The 22,493-nt window shown below is 44.7% G+C and carries 29 protein-coding genes; 14 read left to right on the forward strand and 15 right to left on the reverse strand.

Annotated elements, in window-relative coordinates; all coding sequences use genetic code 11:
* The first annotated feature begins 36 nt into the window (after positions 1 to 36).
* The 10 genes from BN3656_RS11925 to rsfS all read left to right on the forward strand — a co-directional run bounded on the left by BN3656_RS11925 (position 37) and on the right by rsfS (position 6,104).
* Positions 37 to 567 (forward strand): ECF transporter S component, encoded by a 531-nt coding sequence (locus tag BN3656_RS11925; RefSeq protein ID WP_066548434.1) that lies wholly within the window; start codon positions 37 to 39, stop codon positions 565 to 567.
* A 3-nt stretch (positions 568 to 570) separates the two neighbouring features.
* Positions 571 to 1,653, forward strand: coding sequence for a hypothetical protein (locus BN3656_RS16900; protein ID WP_242962996.1), 1,083 nt, complete (start codon positions 571 to 573; stop codon positions 1,651 to 1,653).
* Between the two features lie 118 nt (positions 1,654 to 1,771).
* A complete protein-coding gene (gene rplU, locus BN3656_RS11935; protein ID WP_066548443.1) occupies positions 1,772 to 2,080 on the forward strand; it encodes a 50S ribosomal protein L21 in 309 nt (102 codons plus the stop codon).
* A gap of 11 nt (positions 2,081 to 2,091) precedes the next feature.
* Positions 2,092 to 2,433, forward strand: coding sequence for a ribosomal-processing cysteine protease Prp (locus BN3656_RS11940; protein ID WP_066548445.1), 342 nt, complete (start codon positions 2,092 to 2,094; stop codon positions 2,431 to 2,433).
* A 3-nt stretch (positions 2,434 to 2,436) separates the two neighbouring features.
* A complete protein-coding gene (gene rpmA / locus BN3656_RS11945) occupies positions 2,437 to 2,727 on the forward strand; it encodes a 50S ribosomal protein L27 (protein ID WP_066548452.1) in 291 nt (96 codons plus the stop codon).
* Between the two features lie 130 nt (positions 2,728 to 2,857).
* Entirely contained in the window at positions 2,858 to 4,147 is a 1,290-nt protein-coding gene (gene obgE, locus BN3656_RS11950; protein WP_066548455.1) for a GTPase ObgE, read from the forward strand.
* Positions 4,148 to 4,204: 57 nt separating this feature from the next.
* Complete coding sequence (yhbY, locus tag BN3656_RS11955) at positions 4,205 to 4,501, forward strand: ribosome assembly RNA-binding protein YhbY (protein WP_066548457.1); 297 nt, start codon at positions 4,205 to 4,207, stop codon at positions 4,499 to 4,501.
* 15 nt (positions 4,502 to 4,516) lie between these two features.
* Complete coding sequence (nadD, locus tag BN3656_RS11960) at positions 4,517 to 5,122, forward strand: nicotinate-nucleotide adenylyltransferase (protein WP_066548458.1); 606 nt, start codon at positions 4,517 to 4,519, stop codon at positions 5,120 to 5,122.
* A gap of 32 nt (positions 5,123 to 5,154) precedes the next feature.
* Entirely contained in the window at positions 5,155 to 5,757 is a 603-nt protein-coding gene (gene yqeK / locus BN3656_RS11965) for a bis(5'-nucleosyl)-tetraphosphatase (symmetrical) YqeK (protein ID WP_331467923.1), read from the forward strand.
* On the forward strand, positions 5,754 to 6,104 hold the full coding sequence (gene rsfS / locus BN3656_RS11970) for a ribosome silencing factor (protein ID WP_066548460.1): 351 nt from the start codon (positions 5,754 to 5,756) through the stop codon (positions 6,102 to 6,104). The genes yqeK and rsfS overlap by 4 nt, the downstream gene beginning before the upstream one ends.
* A gap of 117 nt (positions 6,105 to 6,221) precedes the next feature.
* Here rsfS and lexA read toward each other — a convergent pair whose 3' ends face one another.
* The gene (gene lexA, locus BN3656_RS11975) at positions 6,222 to 6,836 is read right to left on the reverse strand and encodes a transcriptional repressor LexA (protein ID WP_066548463.1); all 615 of its coding nucleotides are present in this window, start codon (positions 6,834 to 6,836) and stop codon (positions 6,222 to 6,224) included.
* Between the two features lie 197 nt (positions 6,837 to 7,033).
* On the opposite strand from lexA, the gene BN3656_RS11980 reads away from it, so the two are divergent.
* The 3 genes from BN3656_RS11980 to BN3656_RS11990 all read left to right on the forward strand — a co-directional run bounded on the left by BN3656_RS11980 (position 7,034) and on the right by BN3656_RS11990 (position 8,510).
* Positions 7,034 to 7,345, forward strand: coding sequence for a LysM peptidoglycan-binding domain-containing protein (locus BN3656_RS11980; protein ID WP_242962997.1), 312 nt, complete (start codon positions 7,034 to 7,036; stop codon positions 7,343 to 7,345).
* A 123-nt stretch (positions 7,346 to 7,468) separates the two neighbouring features.
* Positions 7,469 to 8,065 carry a DUF3793 family protein gene (locus BN3656_RS11985; RefSeq protein ID WP_242962998.1) on the forward strand — a complete coding sequence of 199 codons (597 nt, stop codon included), beginning with the start codon at positions 7,469 to 7,471 and terminating at the stop codon, positions 8,063 to 8,065.
* A gap of 13 nt (positions 8,066 to 8,078) precedes the next feature.
* Positions 8,079 to 8,510 carry a flavodoxin gene (locus tag BN3656_RS11990; RefSeq protein ID WP_066548467.1) on the forward strand — a complete coding sequence of 144 codons (432 nt, stop codon included), beginning with the start codon at positions 8,079 to 8,081 and terminating at the stop codon, positions 8,508 to 8,510.
* A gap of 8 nt (positions 8,511 to 8,518) precedes the next feature.
* Here BN3656_RS11990 and BN3656_RS11995 read toward each other — a convergent pair whose 3' ends face one another.
* Together BN3656_RS11995 and BN3656_RS12000 are read right to left on the reverse strand one after the other, a co-directional pair.
* On the reverse strand, positions 8,519 to 9,583 hold the full coding sequence (locus tag BN3656_RS11995; protein WP_066548469.1) for a tyrosine-type recombinase/integrase: 1,065 nt from the start codon (positions 9,581 to 9,583) through the stop codon (positions 8,519 to 8,521).
* 276 nt (positions 9,584 to 9,859) lie between these two features.
* Entirely contained in the window at positions 9,860 to 10,117 is a 258-nt protein-coding gene (locus BN3656_RS12000) for an HPr family phosphocarrier protein (RefSeq protein WP_066548471.1), read from the reverse strand.
* Between the two features lie 228 nt (positions 10,118 to 10,345).
* Here BN3656_RS12000 and BN3656_RS12005 point away from each other — a divergent pair, with 228 nt between their 5' ends.
* Positions 10,346 to 11,083, forward strand: a complete 738-nt coding sequence (locus tag BN3656_RS12005) for an ATP-binding protein (protein ID WP_066550787.1) — start codon at positions 10,346 to 10,348, stop codon at positions 11,081 to 11,083.
* Here BN3656_RS12005 and BN3656_RS12010 read toward each other — a convergent pair.
* The 12 genes from BN3656_RS12010 to BN3656_RS12070 all read right to left on the reverse strand — a co-directional run bounded on the left by BN3656_RS12010 (position 11,080) and on the right by BN3656_RS12070 (position 22,492).
* Positions 11,080 to 12,891, reverse strand: a complete 1,812-nt coding sequence (locus BN3656_RS12010) for an LCP family protein (RefSeq protein ID WP_081422950.1) — start codon at positions 12,889 to 12,891, stop codon at positions 11,080 to 11,082. The two genes, BN3656_RS12005 and BN3656_RS12010, sit on opposite strands and share 4 nt — an antisense overlap.
* A 228-nt stretch (positions 12,892 to 13,119) precedes the next feature.
* Positions 13,120 to 13,758, reverse strand: a complete 639-nt coding sequence (locus BN3656_RS12020) for a cytidylate kinase-like family protein (protein ID WP_066548476.1) — start codon at positions 13,756 to 13,758, stop codon at positions 13,120 to 13,122.
* Positions 13,759 to 13,931: 173 nt separating this feature from the next.
* Entirely contained in the window at positions 13,932 to 14,843 is a 912-nt protein-coding gene (locus tag BN3656_RS12025; RefSeq protein WP_066548477.1) for an RluA family pseudouridine synthase, read from the reverse strand.
* The gene (gene lspA / locus BN3656_RS12030) at positions 14,840 to 15,373 is read right to left on the reverse strand and encodes a signal peptidase II (RefSeq protein ID WP_331467924.1); all 534 of its coding nucleotides are present in this window, start codon (positions 15,371 to 15,373) and stop codon (positions 14,840 to 14,842) included. The genes BN3656_RS12025 and lspA overlap by 4 nt, the downstream gene beginning before the upstream one ends.
* Positions 15,374 to 15,427: 54 nt before the next feature.
* Entirely contained in the window at positions 15,428 to 16,516 is a 1,089-nt protein-coding gene (aroB, locus tag BN3656_RS12035) for a 3-dehydroquinate synthase (protein WP_066548479.1), read from the reverse strand.
* A 121-nt stretch (positions 16,517 to 16,637) separates the two neighbouring features.
* Positions 16,638 to 17,159 carry a cell division protein SepF gene (locus BN3656_RS12040; protein ID WP_066548482.1) on the reverse strand — a complete coding sequence of 174 codons (522 nt, stop codon included), beginning with the start codon at positions 17,157 to 17,159 and terminating at the stop codon, positions 16,638 to 16,640.
* A gap of 35 nt (positions 17,160 to 17,194) precedes the next feature.
* On the reverse strand, positions 17,195 to 17,896 hold the full coding sequence (locus tag BN3656_RS12045) for a YggS family pyridoxal phosphate-dependent enzyme (RefSeq protein WP_066548484.1): 702 nt from the start codon (positions 17,894 to 17,896) through the stop codon (positions 17,195 to 17,197).
* A 43-nt stretch (positions 17,897 to 17,939) separates the two neighbouring features.
* The gene (locus BN3656_RS12050) at positions 17,940 to 19,346 is read right to left on the reverse strand and encodes an HlyD family efflux transporter periplasmic adaptor subunit (RefSeq protein WP_066548486.1); all 1,407 of its coding nucleotides are present in this window, start codon (positions 19,344 to 19,346) and stop codon (positions 17,940 to 17,942) included.
* Positions 19,347 to 19,473: 127 nt separating this feature from the next.
* Positions 19,474 to 19,893 (reverse strand): twitching motility protein PilT, encoded by a 420-nt coding sequence (locus BN3656_RS12055; RefSeq protein WP_066548488.1) that lies wholly within the window; start codon positions 19,891 to 19,893, stop codon positions 19,474 to 19,476.
* 89 nt (positions 19,894 to 19,982) lie between these two features.
* Positions 19,983 to 20,954, reverse strand: a complete 972-nt coding sequence (locus BN3656_RS12060; RefSeq protein WP_066548490.1) for a serine hydrolase — start codon at positions 20,952 to 20,954, stop codon at positions 19,983 to 19,985.
* Entirely contained in the window at positions 20,954 to 21,349 is a 396-nt protein-coding gene (mgsA, locus tag BN3656_RS12065) for a methylglyoxal synthase (protein ID WP_066548492.1), read from the reverse strand. Before mgsA ends, BN3656_RS12060 begins: the two co-directional genes overlap by 1 nt.
* 21 nt (positions 21,350 to 21,370) lie before the next feature.
* A complete protein-coding gene (locus BN3656_RS12070) occupies positions 21,371 to 22,492 on the reverse strand; it encodes an FtsW/RodA/SpoVE family cell cycle protein (RefSeq protein ID WP_066548495.1) in 1,122 nt (373 codons plus the stop codon).
* Between the last annotated feature and the right edge of the window lies 1 nt (position 22,493).

Genomic DNA, 22,493 nt, shown 5'->3' on the forward strand with positions numbered 1-22,493 from the left:
TTTCTGGTATTTTTTGTGCAAAAAGGAGAGTAAGGTATGACAGAACGATTTTCAACAAAAAACATGGTAACAGCAGCTGTATTTTTGGCCCTTGGCATGGTGCTTCCCTTCTTCACCGGTCAGATTCCAACTATTGGAAGTATGCTTCTTCCCATGCACATTCCGGTTTTGATCTGCGGCTATGTCTGCGGCTGGCAGTGGGGGCTTTTAGTCGGCCTGATTGTTCCCATTCTGCGCAGCATGACTCTTGGAATGCCTCCTATGATGCCCGTAGCAGCTGCTATGGCATTTGAACTTGCAGCTTACGGAGCTTCTACAGGGCTTCTCTATGAAAAACTGGAGAAAAATACCATTTCCATTTATATCAGTCTGATCGGTGCCATGATTTTCGGGCGTATCGTATGGGGACTTGTAAGCATGGTCCTTTATGGAATTATGGGAAATGCCTTTTCTGTGCAGATTTTTTTAAGCGGAGCCCTTTTAAAGGCAGTCCCGGGAATTATCTTGCAGCTTGTCCTGATTCCTGTTATTATTATAACATTGAGAAAAGCAAAGGTAATCGAATAAAATATGAAAGAAATACTGCTTGCGCATTTAAAACAATATCCCCAGATGCAGCTCCAGGATGTGGTAAAGCTGCTGTATCAGAGCGAATTTGGCGGCGGCCATATGATCACCAGTCCTGAAAAAAGCCTGGATCGTCTGAAAGAAGAGTACAAAAGCTTTAAGTGGGAGTATTCTCCCATTATATGCGAACCAATCGGGGGAGAAATGTACCGGATTTATCTGTCTGCTCTGGAGGACGGACTGTCCGAAGAAACTTTAAACCGGATGTTTACAGAAACTGCAGCCAGAGCATCCGGAACAAGGGAAGGCTTTGAGGAGAAACTAAGGTGTCTGCTCCAGTGCTGCCGGTCGGGAGAGCTTCCGTTCACTTTGGCTCAGGCAGAAGCATTTCTGGATACATACCGCAGCCAGGGATATCCCGCCGTCCGTCACAGTAGCTGTTACCGCAGTGCCTATCATCCGGCCTATCGGATCGTTTCCGCCAGCTATGCACGCTATTATGAAGCTTTCGTAAGGATTGACAGGGCTTTGAGAGAGAGGATGCAGGTACAGATTGCCATTGACGGGATGTGCGCTGCAGGGAAGAGTACCATGGGGCGGATTCTTCAAAGTATTTACTCCTGCCGGCTGTTCCATATGGATGACTTTTTTTTACAGCCTTATCAGCGCACCGCCGACCGGCTGTCCCAGATCGGCGGGAATGTAGATTATGAACGTTTTAAAAAAGAGATTTTAGATCACTTAAATGACAGAGAGGGACTGGAATATCAAATCTACAGCTGTAAGGCTCAGAGGTTGGACTGCCGAATACAAACGGACTGGACTCCCTTAAGCATCATTGAAGGCTCCTACAGCCAGCACCCCTTCTTTGGAGACATCTGGGATCTGAGGTTTTTCTGTGAAATTGATCCCGCAGAGCAGTTAAACAGAATCCGGATCAGAAACGGCGAGGCAATGTGCAAACGTTTTAAGCAGGAATGGATCCCGAAAGAAAACGCATATTTTGATACGTTCGGCATCCGTGAAAAAAGTATCTGCCTGACGGACGGAAAAACAAAAAATTCTAAAAACATATTGACAGATTAAAACAGGAATGCTATAGTATACGAGTATGCCGCACAGCGGGGTAAAAGTCCGGGAGAATGGATGCATCCAGAAAACCGGCACCGAAGCTGGCGAGTAATGAACATAGGAGGTGCCTTTTATGTACGCGATTATTGCAACAGGCGGAAAGCAGTACAAGGTAGCAGAAGGCGATGTCATTAAGGTAGAAAGACTGGGCGCAGGCGCAGGCGAGACCGTAACATTTGACCAGGTGCTGGCTGTAAACAACGGCGAACTGCAGATCGGATGCCCAACCGTAGCCGGAGCAACTGTTACAGCAACAGTTGAGAAGGAAGGTAAGGCTAAGAAAGTGATCGTTTACAAGTATAAGAGAAAGACTGGCTATCACAAGAAGAACGGCCACAGACAGCTCTATACACAGGTTAAGATCGAAAAGATCAATGCCTAATTGTAAATGATATGATTCAGGCAACTGTATTAAAAGATTCCAGAGATTCAGGCAATGTGCTTTACCGGGGGATTGTGATTGAAGGTCATGCTGGATATGCTGAAGAGGGTGAGGATATCATCTGCGCAGCTGTATCGGCGCTGGCGATCAATTTTTATAATTCGGTAGAGACATTTACGGAAGACCCATTTGAGGGGGCTGCCGGACAGGAGGACGTTCAGTTTGACTTTCGGTTTACCTCAGATATAAGTCCTGAGTCGCAGCTCCTTATGAATTCTCTTATTCTGGGACTTCAGAATATTGAGAAGGATTATGGGAGAACATATATTATCATCCGATTCAAGGAGGTGTAAGACATGTTAAAGATGAACCTTCAGTTATTCGCTCATAAAAAGGGTGTTGGTTCTACTAAGAACGGCCGTGATTCCGAGTCCAAGAGACTGGGCGCCAAGAGAGCTGATGGACAGTTCGTACTGGCAGGAAACATCCTGTACAGACAGCGCGGTACTCACATTCATCCTGGCAACAACGTAGGCAAAGGCGGTGACGATACCTTATTTGCATTAGTAGACGGAGTTGTTAAGTTTGAAAGAAAGGGCAGAGACAGAAAGCAGGTTTCTGTTTACCCAAGAGCAATCAACGAATAATTCTGAGGGGCCCCATACCTGGTGTATGGAGCCCTTTTTTTAGACAGTGTACCCGAAAAGACGGGGCATACAAAAACCATGCGTTCCGGATGACGGAGCGTGTGCCACACCATACAGGAGGTGCTGTTATATGTTTGCAGATCGTGCAAAAGTATTTATCAAGTCCGGTAAGGGCGGCGACGGCCATGTGTCCTTCAGACGGGAGCTTTATGTTCCTAACGGCGGTCCTGACGGCGGTGACGGCGGAAGAGGCGGCGATGTGATTTTTCAGGTTGATACAGGAAAAAATACACTGATCGATTTCCGTCATATACACAAATACATCGCAAAGGATGGACAGGAAGGCGGAAAACGCCGCTGCCACGGAGCAGATGCCGATGATCTGATCGTTAAAGTTCCAGAAGGAACTGTGATCAAAGATTTTGAATCCGGCAAGGTGATTGCCGATATGTCAGGAGACAACAAACGGGAAGTAATCCTAAAAGGCGGCAAGGGCGGACTTGGAAATATGCACTTTGCCACCTCTACCATGCAGGTGCCAAAGTATGCCCAGCCCGGACAACCCGGACAGGAGCTGTGGGTACAGCTGGAGCTCAAAGTCATTGCAGATGTAGGCCTTGTAGGTTATCCAAATGTAGGAAAATCCACCCTGCTTTCCGTTGTCAGCAATGCAAAGCCCGAAATTGCCAATTATCATTTTACTACATTAAATCCCCATCTGGGTGTAGTGGACTTAGGAGACGGAGCCGGTTTTGTTATGGCCGATATCCCCGGACTGATCGAGGGAGCCTCTGAAGGCGTAGGGCTGGGCCACTCCTTCCTGCGCCATATTGAGCGTACCAAGGTGCTGGTTCATGTGGTAGACGCTGCCTCTGTGGAGGGCCGTGACCCATTGGAGGACATCCGCACCATTATCAGAGAGCTTGAGAAGTACAATCCAAAGCTTTTGGAGCGTCCGCAGGTAATTGCTGCCAATAAGATGGATGCCATGTATTCCGAAGAAGACCAAAATCAGGTCCTGGATGCATTAAAGTCTGAATTTGAACCCAAGGGCATCCGTGTATTCCCAATCTCTGCAGTAAGCCGTCAGGGTGTAAAGGAACTCTTATGGCATATCAATGATCTTTTAAAGACGGTTGATCAGACTCCTGTCGTTTTTGAAAAGGAGTTTGAAATTCAGTATCAGGGAGACAGAAGCCTTCCTTATACCGTTACCAGAGCTGATGACGGCGCCTATGTGGTAGAAGGACCGAGAATTGAAAAAATGCTTGGCTATACCAACCTGGATTCTGAGAAAGGCTTTGACTTTTTCCAGAAATTCCTGAAAAATACAGGTGTTTTGGATGATCTGGAAAAGGCCGGGATCAATGAGGGCGACACGGTCCGGATGTACGGACTGGAATTTGACTATTATAAATAATGATATCGGGGTCAAAAAATCGTTTGGCCCCTGTGATTCAAGTATAAAGGAGCAGCTATGACAAGTAAGCAGAGAGCCTATTTAAAGGGCCTGGCTATGAATTTGGATCCTGTTTTCCAGATTGGAAAAGCCAGCCTCACGCCTGAAGTAACCCAGGCTGTGGCTGAAGCACTGGAAGCCAGGGAACTGATCAAGATTACTGTATTAAAGAACTGTCTGGATGATGGGCGTTCCATCGCTGATGTACTGGCGGAAAGAACCCATTCTCAGGTGGTCCAGGTAATCGGACGCAAGATTGTTTTGTACCGTCCTGCAAAGGATGAGGCGAAGAGAAAAATCGTACTTCCTAAATAATGCAGGAGGTCTATTATGGCAAATATAGGAATCCTGGGAGGCACCTTTGATCCCATACACAAAGGACATCTGGCACTGGGACAGCAGGCATATGAGCAGTTTAAGCTGGATCAGATCTGGTTTATGCCCTCCAGCCTTCCGCCTCACAAAAGAGCGCAGAAGGTGACTGAAGGAACCGAGCGTCAGGATATGGTAAAGCTGGCTATCAGGGATTATCCGTGGTTTCAGTATTCTGATTTTGAATTCAGGCGTCACGGAAACAGCTATACTGCTCAGACCCTTATGTTATTAAAGGAAGCATACCCCCATGATGAATTTTATTTTATAGAAGGGGCGGATTCTCTGTATGAGATCGAGGACTGGTATCATCCGGAAATGGTGATGCAGGAAACAACGATCCTGGTTGCGGGCCGCCCATACAAACATACCCACAGGCCTCTTGATCTTCAGATTGCCTATTTAAAGGATAAATACAGTGCCAGAATCGAACGGATACATTTTGAGGAAATGGACATTTCTTCAGAGACTGTCCGCAAAGCTGCGAAACAGGGCTGCGATCTGACTAAATGGCTTCCGGACAAAGTAGCGGAATATATAAAAGCCCACGGACTGTATCAGTAAGACAGGGCCGCAGCAAAGAAAGGCGGTTTCGGATGAAAATGGATCACCAATGCAATCAGGTTTTAATGTTTCGGAAAAAACTTAAATCCAGACTGGATCCCATGCGCTATGAACATTCACTCAGCGTTTCCTTTACCTGTATGAATCTGGCTATGCGTTATGGGTATGATATAGATAAGGCTGAGCTGGCAGGTCTTCTTCATGACTGCGGCAAGCGTTTTCCAGATTCGGTTATTTTAAAAAAATGCCTAAAGCATGGAATTCCCGTTACAGAAGGAGAGAGAAAGGCTCTTGCAGTGCTCCACGCAAAGTACGGAGCCTGGCTGGCCCGGCATAAATATCAGATTGAGGATTCTGAAATTTTGAATGCCATTGCCTGTCATACTACCGGAAAACCGGAGATGACCGTTCTGGATAAGATTCTTTATATTGCAGATTATATCGAACCCAGACGTTACAAAGCAGACAACCTGCCTCAGATCCGCCGTATGGCTTATGAGGATCTTGATCAGACCATGTATGCTATTTTAAAAGGCACGTTGGAATATCTCCAAAGAAAGGGCGGCTGTATAGACCCCATGACACTGCAGGCATATGAATACTTTAAGGCTCAGATGAAAGGAAATGAAGAATGACTTCTAAGGAAATGGTTAAAATCGCCTATGAGGCGCTCAGCGATAAAAAGGGACAGGATATCAAAATCATCGATATCCAGCCGGTATCTGTCCTTGCAGACTATTTTATCATCGCAGATGGAAGCAATGTCAATCAGGTTCAGGCAATGGCTGACAATGTAGAAGAAATGCTGGCAAAGGCTGGATGTGAATGCAGACAGATCGAAGGATACCAGAGCGGAAACTGGATCCTGATGGATTATAAAGATGTGATTGTCCATATCTTCTGCAGAGAGGATCGTTTATTCTACGATCTGGAACGTATCTGGAGAGACGGAAAGACATTTGTAGATGTAAATGAACTGTAATATATGATTTATAAAGGTATAATAAGCCGCAGCTTTTCGCTGGAATCCGGGATGGGGATTTTTCGAAAAGCTGCGGCTTTTATGCTACTTTCATACCTGAGTACCCAGCACCGCTGGCTACATCATCCTGAGCAGACCAATGACCTTTCCTAAAATATCTACATGATCAGTAATGATCGGCTCCATAGCATCATTTTCCGGCTGCAGACGATAATGATCCTTCTCTTTATAATAACGCTTTACAGTAGCGGAATCATCCAGAAGAGCTACTACAATCTCTCCGTTTTCTGCAGTAGAACGCTGTTCTACGATCAGTTTATCCCCCGGAAAGATCCCTGCACCGATCATGCTTTCTCCTTTTACATGAAGCATGAAAATCTCTGCATTGGGAAGGGCTTCTGCAGGAAAGGGAAAATAATCCTCAATACATTCTTCTGCCAGAATGGGTTCTCCCGCGGCCACTGTGCCGATCACAGGAATATTTACCATCTCTCTCCGGTTAAAATTAAACGTATCATCCAGAATTTCAATGGTTCTCGGTTTTGTAGGATCACGGCGGATATATCCCTTATCCTCAAGTGCAGCCAGATGAGAATGAACGGAGGACGTTGACTTTAAACGAACAGCCTCGCAGATCTCCCGAACAGCCGGGGGATATCCCTTCTTTAAAATCGTATTTTTAATATATTCTAATATTTCCTGCTGTTTTGCAGTGATCTTATCCTGTTCCATAATCCTTACCTCCTGTCTGCTGTATAATACGGGCATCATTTGCTGATATTATAGTAACATATGTTCGAAAAAAATGCAAACCTTTGTTCGGATTTTTCTGCGCCCCATTGACAAACATATGTTCTGATGCTATAGTATAACTGCATCTATAAGAACACACGTTCGCAGAACATACGTTTTACAGAGGAGGAGCTGGTATGAGACAAACCATTCAAATGACAAGGCGGCGCTTTTTTGCATCCTGTTTTATGCTTCTGATTCTCGTGATCGCAGTGACAGGGTACAGTATGCTGACCACACTGGCAGAAGAGGAGCCAGTTCAAGGGCTGCCTTATTACAGCAGCATCGAAATCCAGGAGGGTGACAGCCTGTGGAAAATTGCAGACCGTTATCGAAAAGGAAGCCGGATGACTACACAAGAGTATGTAAAACAGCTCCAGAGGATGAACCGACTGACAGGAGATACAATCCATGCCGGCGCGCACCTTACCATTGTTTATTATAAATAACGGCACCTCTGAAAACAGCCTTGCATTTTTTCCACACTTATGCTAAGATATAACTATAGTTAGATTAAACTAACTTATAATTTTGCAGATGTGAGGTATACTATGTGTAAAGAGACTCTCGAAATGATGCTTTGCCTTAACCGAAAGGAACTGGAAACACAGGTTGTAATGCAGTGTGCTCCGCTTTTAACAGGTATAAAGATTTCAAACCTTCTGACAACTGATCAAAACAACCGGATCCATACAGCACGTCTGTTCAGCCGTACGCCGGTATCCTGCTTTTTGCTTTGCCAATCCCAAGGAAAGGCTGTTTTTCTCTTATATATGAAGGAGCAGTTGAAGGCATATCTGGATCTGCCTTCTGTCAAGGGACTGATGAAACGTTTTGGTTATACGGGGATGAAGCTGGATGAAATCCTTTCTCTTTTAGGCCAATGCTATAAGGACCATATGGAGGGCAGAAGAGAATTCCCCCATGAAATCGGCCTGCTTCTGGGATATCCGGTGGCGGATGTAGAGGGATTTATAGAAAATAAAGGTCAGGATTCTCTTTACAGCGGTTATTGGAAAGTATACTCCGATCCGGAAGAATGCCGGCGTATTTTTAATAAATATGATCACGCCAGAGAGCGTGTGATCCGTCTCATGGCTGGAGGTATGACCGTCAGACACATTATAGCGCTGCACCACCCATATTATTACAGCACAGCGGCTGTATAGCAAGGAGGACTATATGAAAACAATTCTCATTATATACTGGTCACAGACCGGCAATACAGAGGCCATGGCTCATGCGATCGCCCAGGGGATAGAAGAAGAGGGGAACCAGGCAAAGCTTCTGGAGGTATCTGAAGCGGAGCCAGAGATATTAAAAAAAGCCAATGTATTTGCTCTGGGCTGTCCGGCTATGGGAGGAGAGGTTCTGGAAGAGGACGAGATGGAACCGTTTGTAACAAAGTCTGAACCGTTTGTATCCGGTAAAGTAATCGGCCTGTTTGGTTCCTATGGATGGGGTGATGGGCAGTGGATGCGCGATTGGGAAGCGCGTATGGCTGCGGCAGGAGCCAAAATCCAGGGTGGAACAGGAGTAATCTGTCAGGAAGCACCGGATGAAGAAGCACTGGAGCGATGCAGGAAATTGGGACGGGAATTAAGTAATATATAGGGGGGGTATCATTTCTTCCCCCCTGATTCTCGAAGCTGCACCTTATTACGGGCACTACGCCGTCTTTCATCTTCAAGCGCCGCATAATGACGTTTTGTTGTATTTACATCTGAATGTCCAAGAACATCTGCCACCAGATAAATATCACCTGTTTCACGATACAAACTGGTACCATAGGTACTGCGCAGTTTATGGGGCGTAATTGGCTTTAAAGGGGCCACTGTGCGGGCATACTTTTTTACCAGATTTTCCACGCTGCGTACAGCCATGCGTTTCTTTTGGAGAGACAGGAAGAGTGCATCTTCACTGCCTGTTTCCGGAATGATACGGTCCCTTTCCTCCAAGTAATCTAAAAGAGCCTCCTCAACCTCCGTTCCAAAATATACCGTTACTTCTTTGCCGCCTTTTCTGTAGATACGAATACCTCCATTTTTAAAGTCAATATCAGCAATATTTAATCCCACACATTCTGACACACGGATTCCCGTACCAAGAAGGAGCGTCATAATGGCCAGATCTCTAAGTTTTGTCTTATTATGATATGCCTTTTGTTTTTCTGTCAGATTTTCTCCTTGTTCCACCTCATCCAGCAGAAGAGCAACTTCATCTATATCCAGACGAATGATTTCTTTTTCATGAATTTTGGGTAAACGGACTAATGCAGCCGGATTATTTTTAATACGTTCATTTCGGTAAAAATAATTATAAAAGCTTTTGAGTGATGAAATCTTGCGCATGATTCCACGTTCTTTATTCATAATTTCCTGATTTTTGTCATTAAACCGATATTTCAGATATTCCATATATTCTTCAAAATCTGTTACAGAGAGCTGATCTAAAAGATCAAGAGAAAGATCTGTGATAGCAATCTGTTTCAGCGCCGGATTTTCTTTATGGAGAAAATCAAAAAATATATGCAGATCATATGCATATGCAATTCGGGTTCGTGAAGAAGTCCTGGGTTCAATTCCACGGAAGAAATCTGCGCAAAATCCCGGAAGATCCCGGATCAAACCGCGAAGGCGTATAATGTTTTCTTTGTCTTTTTGTTCGTGATAGGATAATGTACTCATAATAAAAACTCCATACAATTCATTTTATAAAAACAGTTGGAGTTATGTGATGAGAGACAGTGTTTCAACTATTCGCGAAACACAGCTTTAACGAATAGTTGAGGCAGGAATTACTGATTTTACTAAATCATCGACTTTCACTGATTTTCAGCTGCCCCTGCTTCCTTCTGTTTTATATCACATACTCTTCATTATTGTCAAATGAATAAAACGTCCCGGACAATTTTTATCCGGGACATATTCGTATCTTACATCTGTGCAGACAAACTTATTTTATTATAAAATCGTCCGAAGTAATCCATTTAAAAATCCGGCAGCCTGTTTTTCGTCCGGACCATCTATCTTTAGTACAAGGTTTTCTCCCTGTCTGGCGTTCAGACTCATAAGTGCCAGCACATTTTTGCAGTTTGCCTCTCCTTTGGCGCTGGATATGGTAATCTGACTCTGATAATCTGAAGCCGCGCGGCTTAAGCTCATAGAATTTGATGCATGAAGTCCCTGTCTGTTTGAAATAACATATCTGTAGCTTATCATTTTTATCATCCTTTGCGTTTTAGTGTTTAAATTAAATCTTCAATATTACAGAAATAGACGGCATTGTTGTTTGATTTTAATCTTTTATTTATGACATTATTGAAAATCTCTATCCTTATAGTAACACAATTGTCTGTTAATGACAACCATTGATTATAAACACTTGACACCGGAGGAACGGACGATTAGAATAATTTGGTACAAATTTATGAAAGAAAGGATTATAAAATGAAACTCCAGCGTTTATTAAGCTTGGTCCGCCAGGCTCTCGATACATATCATATGATACAGGACGGAGATCATATTGCAGTGGGAATTTCAGGTGGAAAAGACAGTCTTGCACTGCTCTATGCGCTTCACCATTTAAGACGGTTCTATCCCCAAAAATACGATCTTACAGCCATCACTGTAGATCTGGGGCTTGGAAATCTTGACCTGGATCCGATAAGGGAACTCTGCAAAGAATTTGAAATTCCCTATTATGTGCTTCCCACAGAGATTGGAACCGTTCTCTTTGATATACGAAAGGAATCCAATCCCTGTTCTCTCTGTGCAAAAATGCGCAAAGGCGCCTTAAATGAAAAAGCCAAAGAACTGGGATGCAATAAAATCGCCTATGCCCATCATAAAGAGGATGTGATGGAAACAATGATGATGTCCCTTTTTTATGAAGGACGCTTTTACTGTTTTCCTCCCAACACCTATCTGGACCGGATGGATCTGACTGTAATACGTCCTATGATTTTCGTATCGGAAGCAGATGTTATCGGATTTAAAAATAAGTACCAGCTTCCAGTATGTAAAAATCCATGCCCTATGGATGGATACACCAAACGCCAGTACATCAAAGAACTGATCCAGAAACTGCAAAAAGACAACCCCCATATTAAGGATTGTCTTTTTCGTGCTATTACAGACGGAAATATACCCGGTTGGAGCAAAGCTGCCGATTCTGCAGATGCTTAAATCCCTGGTCCCTGGTTACTTACGGACTCCCCGGGCTTTGTATCTTTAGAGGCTCCCGGTAAGGCAGAGATACCGGGGCCTCCGCCCGGCTGCTGGTCTGAGGATGCCCCAGGTCCTGTACTTCCTGCTTCTCCTAAAGGCCTGGAAGTGTCCTCTTCTTCCTTTTCCTCAGAAAGCTTATTTTCCAGAGATCCCGTTTCTTTCTCTGATTCGGTTTCCTTACTGCTGCCCGATCCCCAAATTCCCGGTCTCTTCTCTTCCTCTTTTGTTGTTTCTTTTTCACTTTCCTTTATACTGATCGTTTCCCTTGTTTCTTCCGTTTCTTCTAAGCTGCTGCTCTCCTCTTCTGTTTCCGTTTCTTCTGCAGAAGTCTCCGGAATTGTCTCCTGTGGCTTTGAAGCCTCTGTTTCCTTTGGAGCATCGGCGCCGCCTGTCTTATCCTTGGAATCTGTTTTTCCGGAGCCCGAAGAAGATTTAGAGGGTGCAGCTGCTCCCTCTTCATACAGCCCTGTTTCTTCCGAAATGTGGGCACTGATCTTTTTTAATCCGGAAGATGGATGGTATGGCGTATCCTCTCCATACAGGAACTGATGCAGCTGGATCACATTACTCTCCAGAGTAGTTGCGATCACACAGTCCATTTTTCCAACCCGCTTTGTCTCCCTGGAAAAAGGAAAACCTGCCGTATCTGCAATATGAAGTTGATCAATATCCTTTACCAGAGGCAGCACATCTTCAATCCCTACACTGGTAGAAATCTGAGGTAAAATAGCTTTTGCAAGATTAGTAAGCGTGCCTGCATCTGCCTGTCTTGCTTTTTCCAACGCCAGAGCAATCACCTTCCTTTGGCGCTCTGTACGCTGAAAATCCGTATCCATAAGCCGCAGACGGCTGTATGCTACCGCCTGAACTCCGTCTAAATGATTGGCTCCGGCCTGTTTAAGCTGCGTCGATCCAATACCCGTGGAATTGACGGTTTCTGTAATAAATCCATTGATATATTTGAACTCTGCCGGAGTAATTTCCAAATCAATACCGCCTAAAACGTTAATCGCTTCAGCCACTGCCTTCCAGTTAAAGGCAGCATAATCATCTATTTTTAGATCCAGGTTTTCTTCCAGTGCATCTACGGCCTGTTTTTGCCCGCCTTTAAAATAAGCTTCGTTGATTTTATGGTACGTTCCCTTGGAGTCAATTTTTAAATATGTATCTCTGAATACACTGGCTAACCGTATCTCACCTGTTTCTCTGTCCAGTGTGCAGACCATCTGTACATCTGCCAGCGCTTTTTTCGTATTACCGTCACGGCTGTCTACACCAAATACAGCCACTGTCCAGATCCCTGTAGGACGATGAAGGTATAGAAAGCTTCCATATGCCGTAACCGCTAAAAGAAGGAATATCAAAAGCATCGGCCATTTTTTCTTTCTTTTACGACGTCTTTCTCTGACAGAACTGCCTTTCGGATTGCGGCGGGATTTCTCTCCTGTCCTAAACTTATTTCGGGAACGGCTATAGGATTCTCTGTGGTTTTTGGAAAAACCTCCCGCTCTTTTCGCAGATCGTCCCTGGGATGTACCTCTTTTGGAAGACTCATCTGAAAACGGTATATCCAGTCCGTCTTCACAGCCATACTCGTCTTCAAAATAAGCGTCATCTATGGAATCAAAGGATTCCCGTTCCCGAAAACTGCGGCCGTCATGGGAAGAAGAGGCCCTGGAGCGGGAAGGCACGTTTCCGTAAGAGCCCGTCCTCCTGCGCCTGGACTGCATTCGTAAAAGTTCATCCTCATTATCATGGTAATTCATGGATTTTCACCTCTGTTTCATTTTCTTTCATAACAGCTATTCTACCACAGGAAAACAGATAAATACAGCTGTAAAGTCTTACGGAATCATTAAATCTGATTCATTGTCCACTGATGGTAAAATTTGTAAATATAAAAAATATCCCCTTTCAGACAGACAGATGAAATACCAAAAAACTGCTGCCAGAAAGGGGCATATCAAAAACTTCATAAATTATCGTGATTGAAATTACTTCTGATCCTTCCATTGCTGTTTCAGCTTTGCAAAGGCCATAATAGCCTCTACAGCACCATCAGGACCTACCGAACTGCTGTTTAAACACAGATCATAGCTTCTGGGATCACCCCAGCGCTTGTTGGAATAATAGTTATAATAGCTGGATCTCTTCTTATCTGTCTTTACAATAACCTCTTTTGCTTTGGAATCATCCAGGTTATACAGCGTCTTAATCCGCTCCAGCTTATCTTTTTCATCGCCCGCGATAAATACGTTCAAAACATTGGGATAATCTTCCAGGGCATAATCTGCGCATCGTCCAATGATCACACAAGACTGTTCATCTGCCAGATGCTTGATCGCATCAAACTGCGCAAGAAAGATTTTGTGATTAATAGGCATATCCGAGTATCCTGCGGCTGTATAGCCCATAGAATAAGAATCCATCACCAAAGAATATAAAAAGCTGCTGGTAGGACGTTCATCGTGCTTTTCAAATAATTCCTGACAGAGGCCGCTATGCTTTGCTGCCTTTGAAAGAAGCTCTTTGTCATAGCATTTCACTCCCATCTTTTCCGCCAGCTTTTCTCCGATCAATTTTCCGCCGCTGCCGCACTGTCTGCCGATCGTAATAACAAGATTTCCTGACATTCTGCATACCCCTTTCTCTGGCCTCACAGCAGGAACCAAGCTGTTCCCTGCTCTCTCTGCCATATTTGTATTATAACTCAAAAATTCAGAAAAGTATATAGAAATATACAGAAAATTCTATTTTAAAAGCACATTATTAGACAAGAGTGATAAAATCCACTAATTGTGTCTAATTAATTCAGAGTCTTAAGCAGATTTTCAAAGTAATCTGGAAGGGGGGCGGAAAATTCCATATAAAGACCTGTTCTGGGATGAATGAATCCAAGGACACCTGCATGGAGTGTCTGACCTTTAAGACCGGAAATCGGACATTTAGCCGGGCCATAAACGGCGTCTCCCAAAAGAGGATGATGAATGCTGGCCATATGAACACGAATCTGGTGGGTACGTCCTGTTTCCAGTCTGCATTCTACGTGAGTAAACTGCCTGAAACGTTTTAATACATGATAGTGGGTCACTGCTGATTTTCCCTTGTCATAGTTGATGCTCATCTTTTTCCGTTCCACCGGATGGCGGCCAATGGGAGCGTCAATCGTTCCCTCCTCTTCTTTTATGACGCCATGAACGATCGCCTGATAGCGCCTGGTAATAGAGTGTTCTTTTAACTGAGCCGCAATCGAATTATGTGCCATATCGTTTTTACATACGATCAATACGCCGGTTGTATCCATATCAATCCTGTGTACGATCCCCGGACGCATGACTCCATTGATACCGGAAAGCTGCCCGCGGCAATGATCCATCAGTCCATTGACCAATGTATGGGAATAATGGCCTGCGGCGGGGTGGACAACCATTCCCTTTGGCTTATTGATCAGGATCACATCCTGATCTTCATATAGAATGTCCAGTTCCATATGCTCCGGCTCTATTTCTGGTTCCACCGCTTCTGGAATATCCATGGAAAGAATATCCTCATCTTCTACCACATAGCTTGCTTTTACCGGCTTTCCGTTTACCAGGATCCGTCCGTCCTTTAAAAGCTTCTGGATGTAGGAGCGGCTCAGCTGTCCGGCAGCTTCGGCCAGATATTTATCAATACGCAGACCGCCTTCCTGGTCGCCTACACAGATTTCCTGTTTCACTGCGTTTTCTCCTTTCCATGAGCCTTTCCGGGCTGGAAGCAGTCCAAATCTTCATCATCATAATAAAAAAGCACTAAAAGCACCAGTCCTGCTGCCGCTATGGTAACGTAGCAGTCTGCCACATTAAATACGGGAAAATCAATCAGGCGAAAGTAAAGAAAATCAACCACATAATTCTGGGTCATCCTGTCGATCATATTGCCGACTGCCCCTGCGGCTACCAGCATCAGGCATACTGCTAACGGACGATATTTCGGTGTTTCCGGCATCCGACACATCATATACAGGATTGCTGCCAATACGGCTATTCCGATCAGGAAGAAAAAAAACTGACGGTTCTGCAGCATTCCAAAGGCGGCACCTCTGTTTTCAAGATAGGAAAATTCAAATACGCCTTTTATTACGGCTACCGGCTCCTGGTTCTTAAGAAACCGAACCGCCAGCCCTTTTGTCCACTGATCCAGCCCCACAAGAATCAAAAAACCGATTAAGAAGCTTACCAGAAGGGATCGTTTTTGTCTGCTCATCATTGTTACTCCTTCATATCAATCGTATTTCTGCCCCGGTCAAAGGCATAATCTTTTTTACAGGGAAACAGCCTCAAAACCGGCACGGATTTCATCCTCTGAAAGGGAATGATCCACATAAGCATCTCCGATTCCATTTAAAAGGACAAATTTCACCCTTCCTGCTTCCATCTTCTTATCACTCTTTGTAGCCTCAAATACTTCCTTCCAGATCAGGCCATCTACAGTAGTTGGAAGTTCAAAGGACGCCATCGTATGTTTAATATCATCTGCTTCCGTTTCACTCAAAGTACCCTTTAAACAGCTGATACGGGCTGCTGCCACACAACCCAGGCCGACACAGTGGCCGTGAAGCATAGTAAAATTCTTTAACTTTTCCACAGCGTGGCCCAATGTGTGGCCAAAGTTTAAATATGCCCGTTCTCCCTGCTCTGTAGGGTCTTTTTCCACCACTGCTTTTTTTATCTCATTGCTCCGAAAGACCATCTGCCGGCATGTCGTAAGATCACGGGCCATCACCGCATCACGATGTTCCTTTAACCACTCATAGTATGCCTTATCCTGAATCAGTCCATGCTTTATCACCTCTCCCATTCCGGAAGAAAACTGTTCCGCAGGAAGCGTCAAAAGTGTTTCCAGATTGGTATATACCAGTCTGGGCATATGAAAGGCACCCACCATATTTTTGTAATCCGCAAAGTCCACCCCCGTTTTTCCTCCGATGCTGGAATCCACCTGAGACAGCAGTGTGGTGGGGATCTGGATGAAGTCGATTCCTCTCAGATAAGTGGCAGCAGCAAACCCGCAGAGATCTCCTGTCACGCCTCCTCCCAGAGCTGCCAGCATATCTTTTCGGTCAAAATGCTCTAAAATCAGATGTTCATAAAGCATCCGAACCGTATCCAGGTTTTTATGTTCTTCACCTGCTGGAAAAATAAAAACAGAAACCATGCTGCAGCATTGGCTTAGGATTTCTTTTACCTTGTCCAGATAAAGGAATGCCACATTAGAATCTGTAACAATACATATTTTGCGCTTTTCCAGATGAAATGCCGCCAGTTCCTCCTTCAGTCCTTCAAAGGATGTTTCCATACAAATATCATAAATGGGATCTCCATCCCTGCAAACCGTCAAACGTTCCTTCATACGTCAAGTTCCTCCTGATCTGTCTGAATTTTGTGTAGTATGAACAGAAAAACGGGGGCTGCTGCAGGAAATAAAATTCTCCCAGTGGCAGCAGCCTCCGCAAATCCTGTCCCTATGTAGTTTAAATGTGAATGGTCATACCTGCCATCTCCATACCGGACACATCACCGGCTGCCAGCATGTCCTGAAAATCACCGGACAGCTCCACAGAATTAGGGGTTACAATGAAAATATAGTTGGAAATTCTCTGAAGATTGCCATCCATGGAATAAGCAGCTCCGGATACGAAATCAATGATCCTCTGTGCTACCTCCATGTGGATTCCTTCCATATTAAGAACCACTGCTTTTCCAGATAAAAGGTAATTACAGATATCCTTGGAACTGTCCATAGAGGTAGGCTTTACCATCGTAACCTCCATACCGGAACGGCGCATGGGAACCACCTTTGGCGTAGGACGTCCCAGAAAACGGGATTTGTCCTGAGGTTCATCGTAATACTCTTCATCATCCGCAGTATTCTTCCTTGAGAAAAAGCTCTTTTTAGGCGGCTCATCTTCAAAGTCATCGTCCAGGTAGTAATCCTCACCCTCCTCTTCAGGATTTAATCGCATGGTATCCATCAACTTACCTAACAGACTCATTTTACTCTCTCCATTTCCTCTCTATCAACGCTGCCTTACACAGCGCCGTAATGCCGCTCACCAAAAATACCGGTGCCGACCCTTACCATGGTAGCGCCTTCCTCAACAGCGACCTCATAATCTCCGGTCATACCCATAGAAAGCACATCCATAGTAACATTATCAATGTTTTTCCTACCTATGTCAACAGCAAATTCATATAATTTTTTAAAAATTCCCCGATTTTCCTCTGGATTCTCAACAAATGGCGCAATTGTCATCAATCCGCGGATATGCACATGAGGGAAGGTGCTGATCTCCCGTATGGCCGCCTCGGCATCTTCCATAAAAAAGCCATATTTGCTCTCTTCTTTTGCCACATTGATTTCCAAAAGAATATCCACTTCCATATTCTTTTTTGCAGCCTCCTCCTCAATCTGTCTGGCAAGGCGCAGGGAATCCACAGAATGGATCAGGACGGCCTTTCCCAAAACCTGATGAACCTTGTTGCGCTGCAGATGTCCGATCATATGCCAGCGCACATCATCAGGAAGGCTGCCATATTTTGCCTGGATCTCCTGAACCTTATTTTCACCAAAATCCCTGGCTCCTCCCTCATAAGCTTCCTCAAGCATGGGAACAGGTTTTGTCTTGCTTACCGCAATAAGCGTTACCTCGGACGCATCTCTTCCCGCTCTTTGGCAGGCCTCCTCGATACGCCTTCTTACTATTTCCAGATTGTCTCTTATCTCTGACATCGTTTCATCCTCCTCTGTCAAATCCTGATTTAAAACAGCGATCCTATTGATACAGGATCTGGCCTTCCGTAACCAGAGAGGCATCCAGCACAATATGGTCATATACAGACAAACCGTAGCTTGCTCCTTTTTTTATGGTATAGTATTCGCTGTTGGAATCCAGAATTTCAATTTCTTTAAATACGGTATATCCCTTGTTAATGTTAAAAACACCCTTTAAAGCCCTGGTACTTCCCACCTGGAACCGCTCCTGGGAATCAGGCTTTACAATATAGTCGCCGGATTTTAAGGGGCCGTCCTCCTGAACAGCAATATAATAAAATTCTTCATCATCAAAGCCGATTTCTATAGGGGTAAAGACAGCTGTTGTTCCATTTGCATCATAGATTTCTTTATTTACACCGCTGTCTGTACTGTCCCCGCCCTGAGTGACAAAATCTCTTGGGATCTGATAGAAATTTTTCTCAGTTACTGCACTGACAGGGATTTTAAGCCCCTTTGCCTGATCCTGGCGAATCTCAAAATTCACAAAACGGTCTGTGATAAACTGTGCCATGTATTTATTAAAATCCAGCTTACCGAAAACAGAGCCGTCCTTTCCCGTAAAAATGGAAAAAGAAGCGGTGGTTTCAATACTGTGATCCTTAAATTCCACCTCAAGCGAGGACTTGTCCCCATAGAGGGCCCTGTCCTCCTCTGTAAGAGGGAATACAACCGACCAGTTTTCAGAAGTTGCAATCTTATAGGCAGGTGTTCCGCTCTCGATCAGATCTCCTGATTTATGAAAGGTTTTCGTATAGGCAGACCGGTCAAAAGATGCCGTCTCCACTTCCTCAGGCTTAAGACTTTCATAGGAATCAAAGCCATAGGATACCACACCTGACTGAAGCGATACCACCTGTTCAAAGACAATGCCGGATTCCCTGGCAATCTGATCCAGCTGATCCAGAGCACTGAAGCTGGAATACTCCATCACTGCCGCTTCCAGGGTATAACGGGCATCATAAATCGCCCCGAAATCCTCGTCCGAACGGCTGGTAACAAAGGAGGACAGCTGTTTTTTTAAATCAGCCAGGTTTTCATCACTGAGCGTCTGATTCTCAACCCCATGCTCCTTTAAAAGGGAATCCAGGCGGCCGGTTTCGTCCAGAGAATAAACCCTGGAACCTACGGAGGCACGTTTGCCTTCCTGTAGGTAATAGTTGATATACCCGCTGTTATCCGCATTATAGACTTGTTCTTCTCTCAGGATCAGTCCTGTGTAGGGACGGTCATTTACAATACCGCCTTCTGACACCTCATAAAACTGGATTTTTTCATGTCCCATATAGATAAAAATATTGATCAGAAGATACAGAAAGATAACACCGAATATCAGCTTGCCGATATCATTGCGTGGCCGCCGGTAAGGAATGATCTTTCTGTTTTTTCTGTGCTTTTTACTGGCCATGAATAACGGCTCTCCTTTTAAAGTCTTGTTTCGTAAAAAAGCTGCCCTCCGCACCAGGCGTACTTCAAAACCTCGTGCGGCAGGCAGCCTAAGTTCTGTCTGCTATTTTATCACAGAATATGTATCATTACAATGAAATAATCACATCACCCTTTGCATTCTCCGGAAGCTCATCCGCGTCCATGGAAATGCTTAATACGAAAGTAACATGATATTTGTCACTGAGTTTTTTCAATGTCTCGTAGGTTTCGGAAATGTCCGCTCCCTCTAAGCACGCCAGCTTTAAGAAGCTGTCAAGATACATAGTCTCAAGATCATGATCCTGAGAAAGAATGCCACAGATAAATCCTAAAAATCCTTCGCTGTGTGTGATCGGAAATTCGTTCACATTGATAAGACGGATCCGGTTGTTCAGCTCATACATATGCTGAGCGCTCTTATCCAGATATACAACGGTGCCGCTGGCTCCCTTGATTGCTGCATTGGCCATGTCTAACAGATGTTTTGTCTTGCCTTTACCTTTTTTTCCTGCAATAATCTGAACCATACCTATCTCCTCCTTGAGTTATATATGTTGTATAAAAAATCAATTAAGATTACCTTGATTATAGTACAAATTCATGCGGAACGCAATCACTATTTGACGATTTTAGAAATTATATTTGTCATATTATCATAAAGATGGGCGCGGCTGTCCGATTTCAGCACAACAGATATAAAATTTCCTTCCGAGGCATCATCCTTTGATGCAATAATTAAGCAATAGCCGGCTGCTTTTGTGGTACCCGTCTTTCCGCCTAACACGGTAACTCCCTCCGGCGTATCCCGTTCCCCTGTGATAAACTGGTTGCTGCATTTCCAGGTTCTGGATACACTCTCTCCGGCCCCATTAATGTAATCTGCCGTGTACGCCTTCGCCTCAATAATCTCCCGAAATTGGGGGTATTTGAAGGCCTCGTTGAATATCAGATAGAGATCATAGGCTGTGGTATAATGATCCTCATCATGAAGTCCGTGCGGATTTACAAAATGGCTGTCCACTGCGCCCAGACGTTTCGCTTCCTCATTCATCCGGTCTGCAAATGCCTCTATACTGCCATCCATATGAACCGCAATGGCTACACCCGCATCGTTTCCAGACGGAAGCATAAGACCATAGAGAAGCTGCTCCAGCGTAAGGGTATCACCCGGCTTAATGCCACAGAGTGTAGCGCCTGACTCTGTAATTACCGCTTCATCCGTAACCTTTACCTGATCCTCCAGATTGCCGTATTTGATCGCCACCAGAGCAGTCATTACCTTTGTAATACTGGCCGGATACATGGTCTCAAAGGCATCCTTGCTGTAAAGCGTCTGATGGCCGTTCAGATCAAAAAGCGCTCCCGCCTCAGAGGTGAGAAAATTCGGATCAAAGACACTCTCATCGGATACAACGCAGAGATCTGAGGCGAAACCTTCCATGACTTCTTCCTCTGAACCTGCCAAGGCAATCGCCGGAAGGCGCTCTTTCAGAGAATACGCATCAGAAAAGCCGCCAAAGCAGCCTCCAAGACACAAAGAAGCAGCCAATATGAGGGCACTCCAAGCTCTGACATACCCCCGCTTCATTATCTGTCAACCTCTCTCCATTCCATATCACCTCTGTCAAGAGCCTTGATCAAAAGCTCCGCAGTCGCCAGATTGGTAGCCAGAGGAATGTTGTAGGTGTCGCAGAGACGGACTACATCATTTACGTCCGGCTCATGTGACTTGGGCATCAGGGGATCCCTCAAAAAAATAACCAGATCCATATCGTTATGCTCAATCTGAGCCGCCATCTGCTGAATCCCGCCCAGATGACCAGCCAAATGTTTGTGGATATTAAGATTTGCAACCTCTTCTATGAGTCTTCCGGTTGTTCCGGTGGCATACAGAGAATGCTTGCTTAAAATCCCTCTGTATGCGATGCAGAAATTCTGCATCAGTTTTTTCTTTGCATCATGTGCAATTAAGCCAATTGTCATATTCAGACCCCTCCTTAGGAATTAGTAGTGTCGTGGTACCCGCTGCAGTCCTACATTGAGCACAAGCCCCATACCAATAAAAATACTGATCAGCGAACTGCTTCCAAAACTGATAAACGGAAGCGGAAGTCCGGTATTGGGAAAAATACCTGTAGCAACTGCGATATTGGCAAAACTCTGAAATGCAATGAGCGTAGCCATACCGGTACATAACAGCCTGCCGGCCATATCTTTTGCCCTGGCTGCCATCATAAGACATTCATATACAATCAGTAAAAACAGCAAAATCACGATGGCGCAGCCGATAAAACCAAGCTCCTCACCGATAACGGCAAAGATAAAATCAGTCTGCTCCTCCGAAAGAAAATTACCGTTTTTTACAGATGCAATGGTAGTGTTGTAAAGCCCCTTTCCATGCAGCTGACCGGAACCGATCGCGATAATGGAGTTATTCTGCTGATAACGTGCCTCTCCATACTGCTCTGGGTAAAACCAGGCTAAGATACGTCCCGCCTGGTATTCTTTAATAAACGGGATCATACCATGAAGAAGAAGGTACACGCCTGTCGCAATCATAGGGATGACAACTGCCAGTGTCCCCACGATCCAGCGGTAGCTGATGCCGCTGGCGAACACAATCCCCAACACGATCACCACAGTAACGAGACAGGTAGAAAGGTTTGGCTGTTCAAATATAAGCATGGCCGGAACGGCAAAAAGCGCTGCCGCCAGTACCACGGTAGAAACCTTGTCTACCTTCTCCTGATATTTCATAAAATACCAGGAGAAGGTGATGATAAGGCCAATCTTTACAAATTCCGAGGGCTGGAGCTGTCCCAAAACAGGAACCTCGATCCAGCGTTTTGCATTATTGACGGATCTGCCCCAAAACAGCACGGCCAGAAGGCTTCCGATGCAGATCAGATAAATGACCGTGCTGAAATTCAGTATCTTATGGTAATCTACCAGTGAAAGACAAACAGCAATAGCCATGCCAGCCAGTATGCCAAACATCTGTTTTGTCACTGCTTCCGAATCCATATTGGTGGCACTGCGCACGACCAGTATGCCAATGACGCTTAAAGCTGTCATATAGGCAAGAAGCCGGAAGCTGTAATTTCTGAAATCATAATCAAAAAGCATA

This window comes from Clostridium sp. AT4 (genome assembly GCF_001517625.2).
In the GTDB taxonomy this organism is placed as follows: Bacteria; Bacillota; Clostridia; order Lachnospirales; family Lachnospiraceae; genus Enterocloster.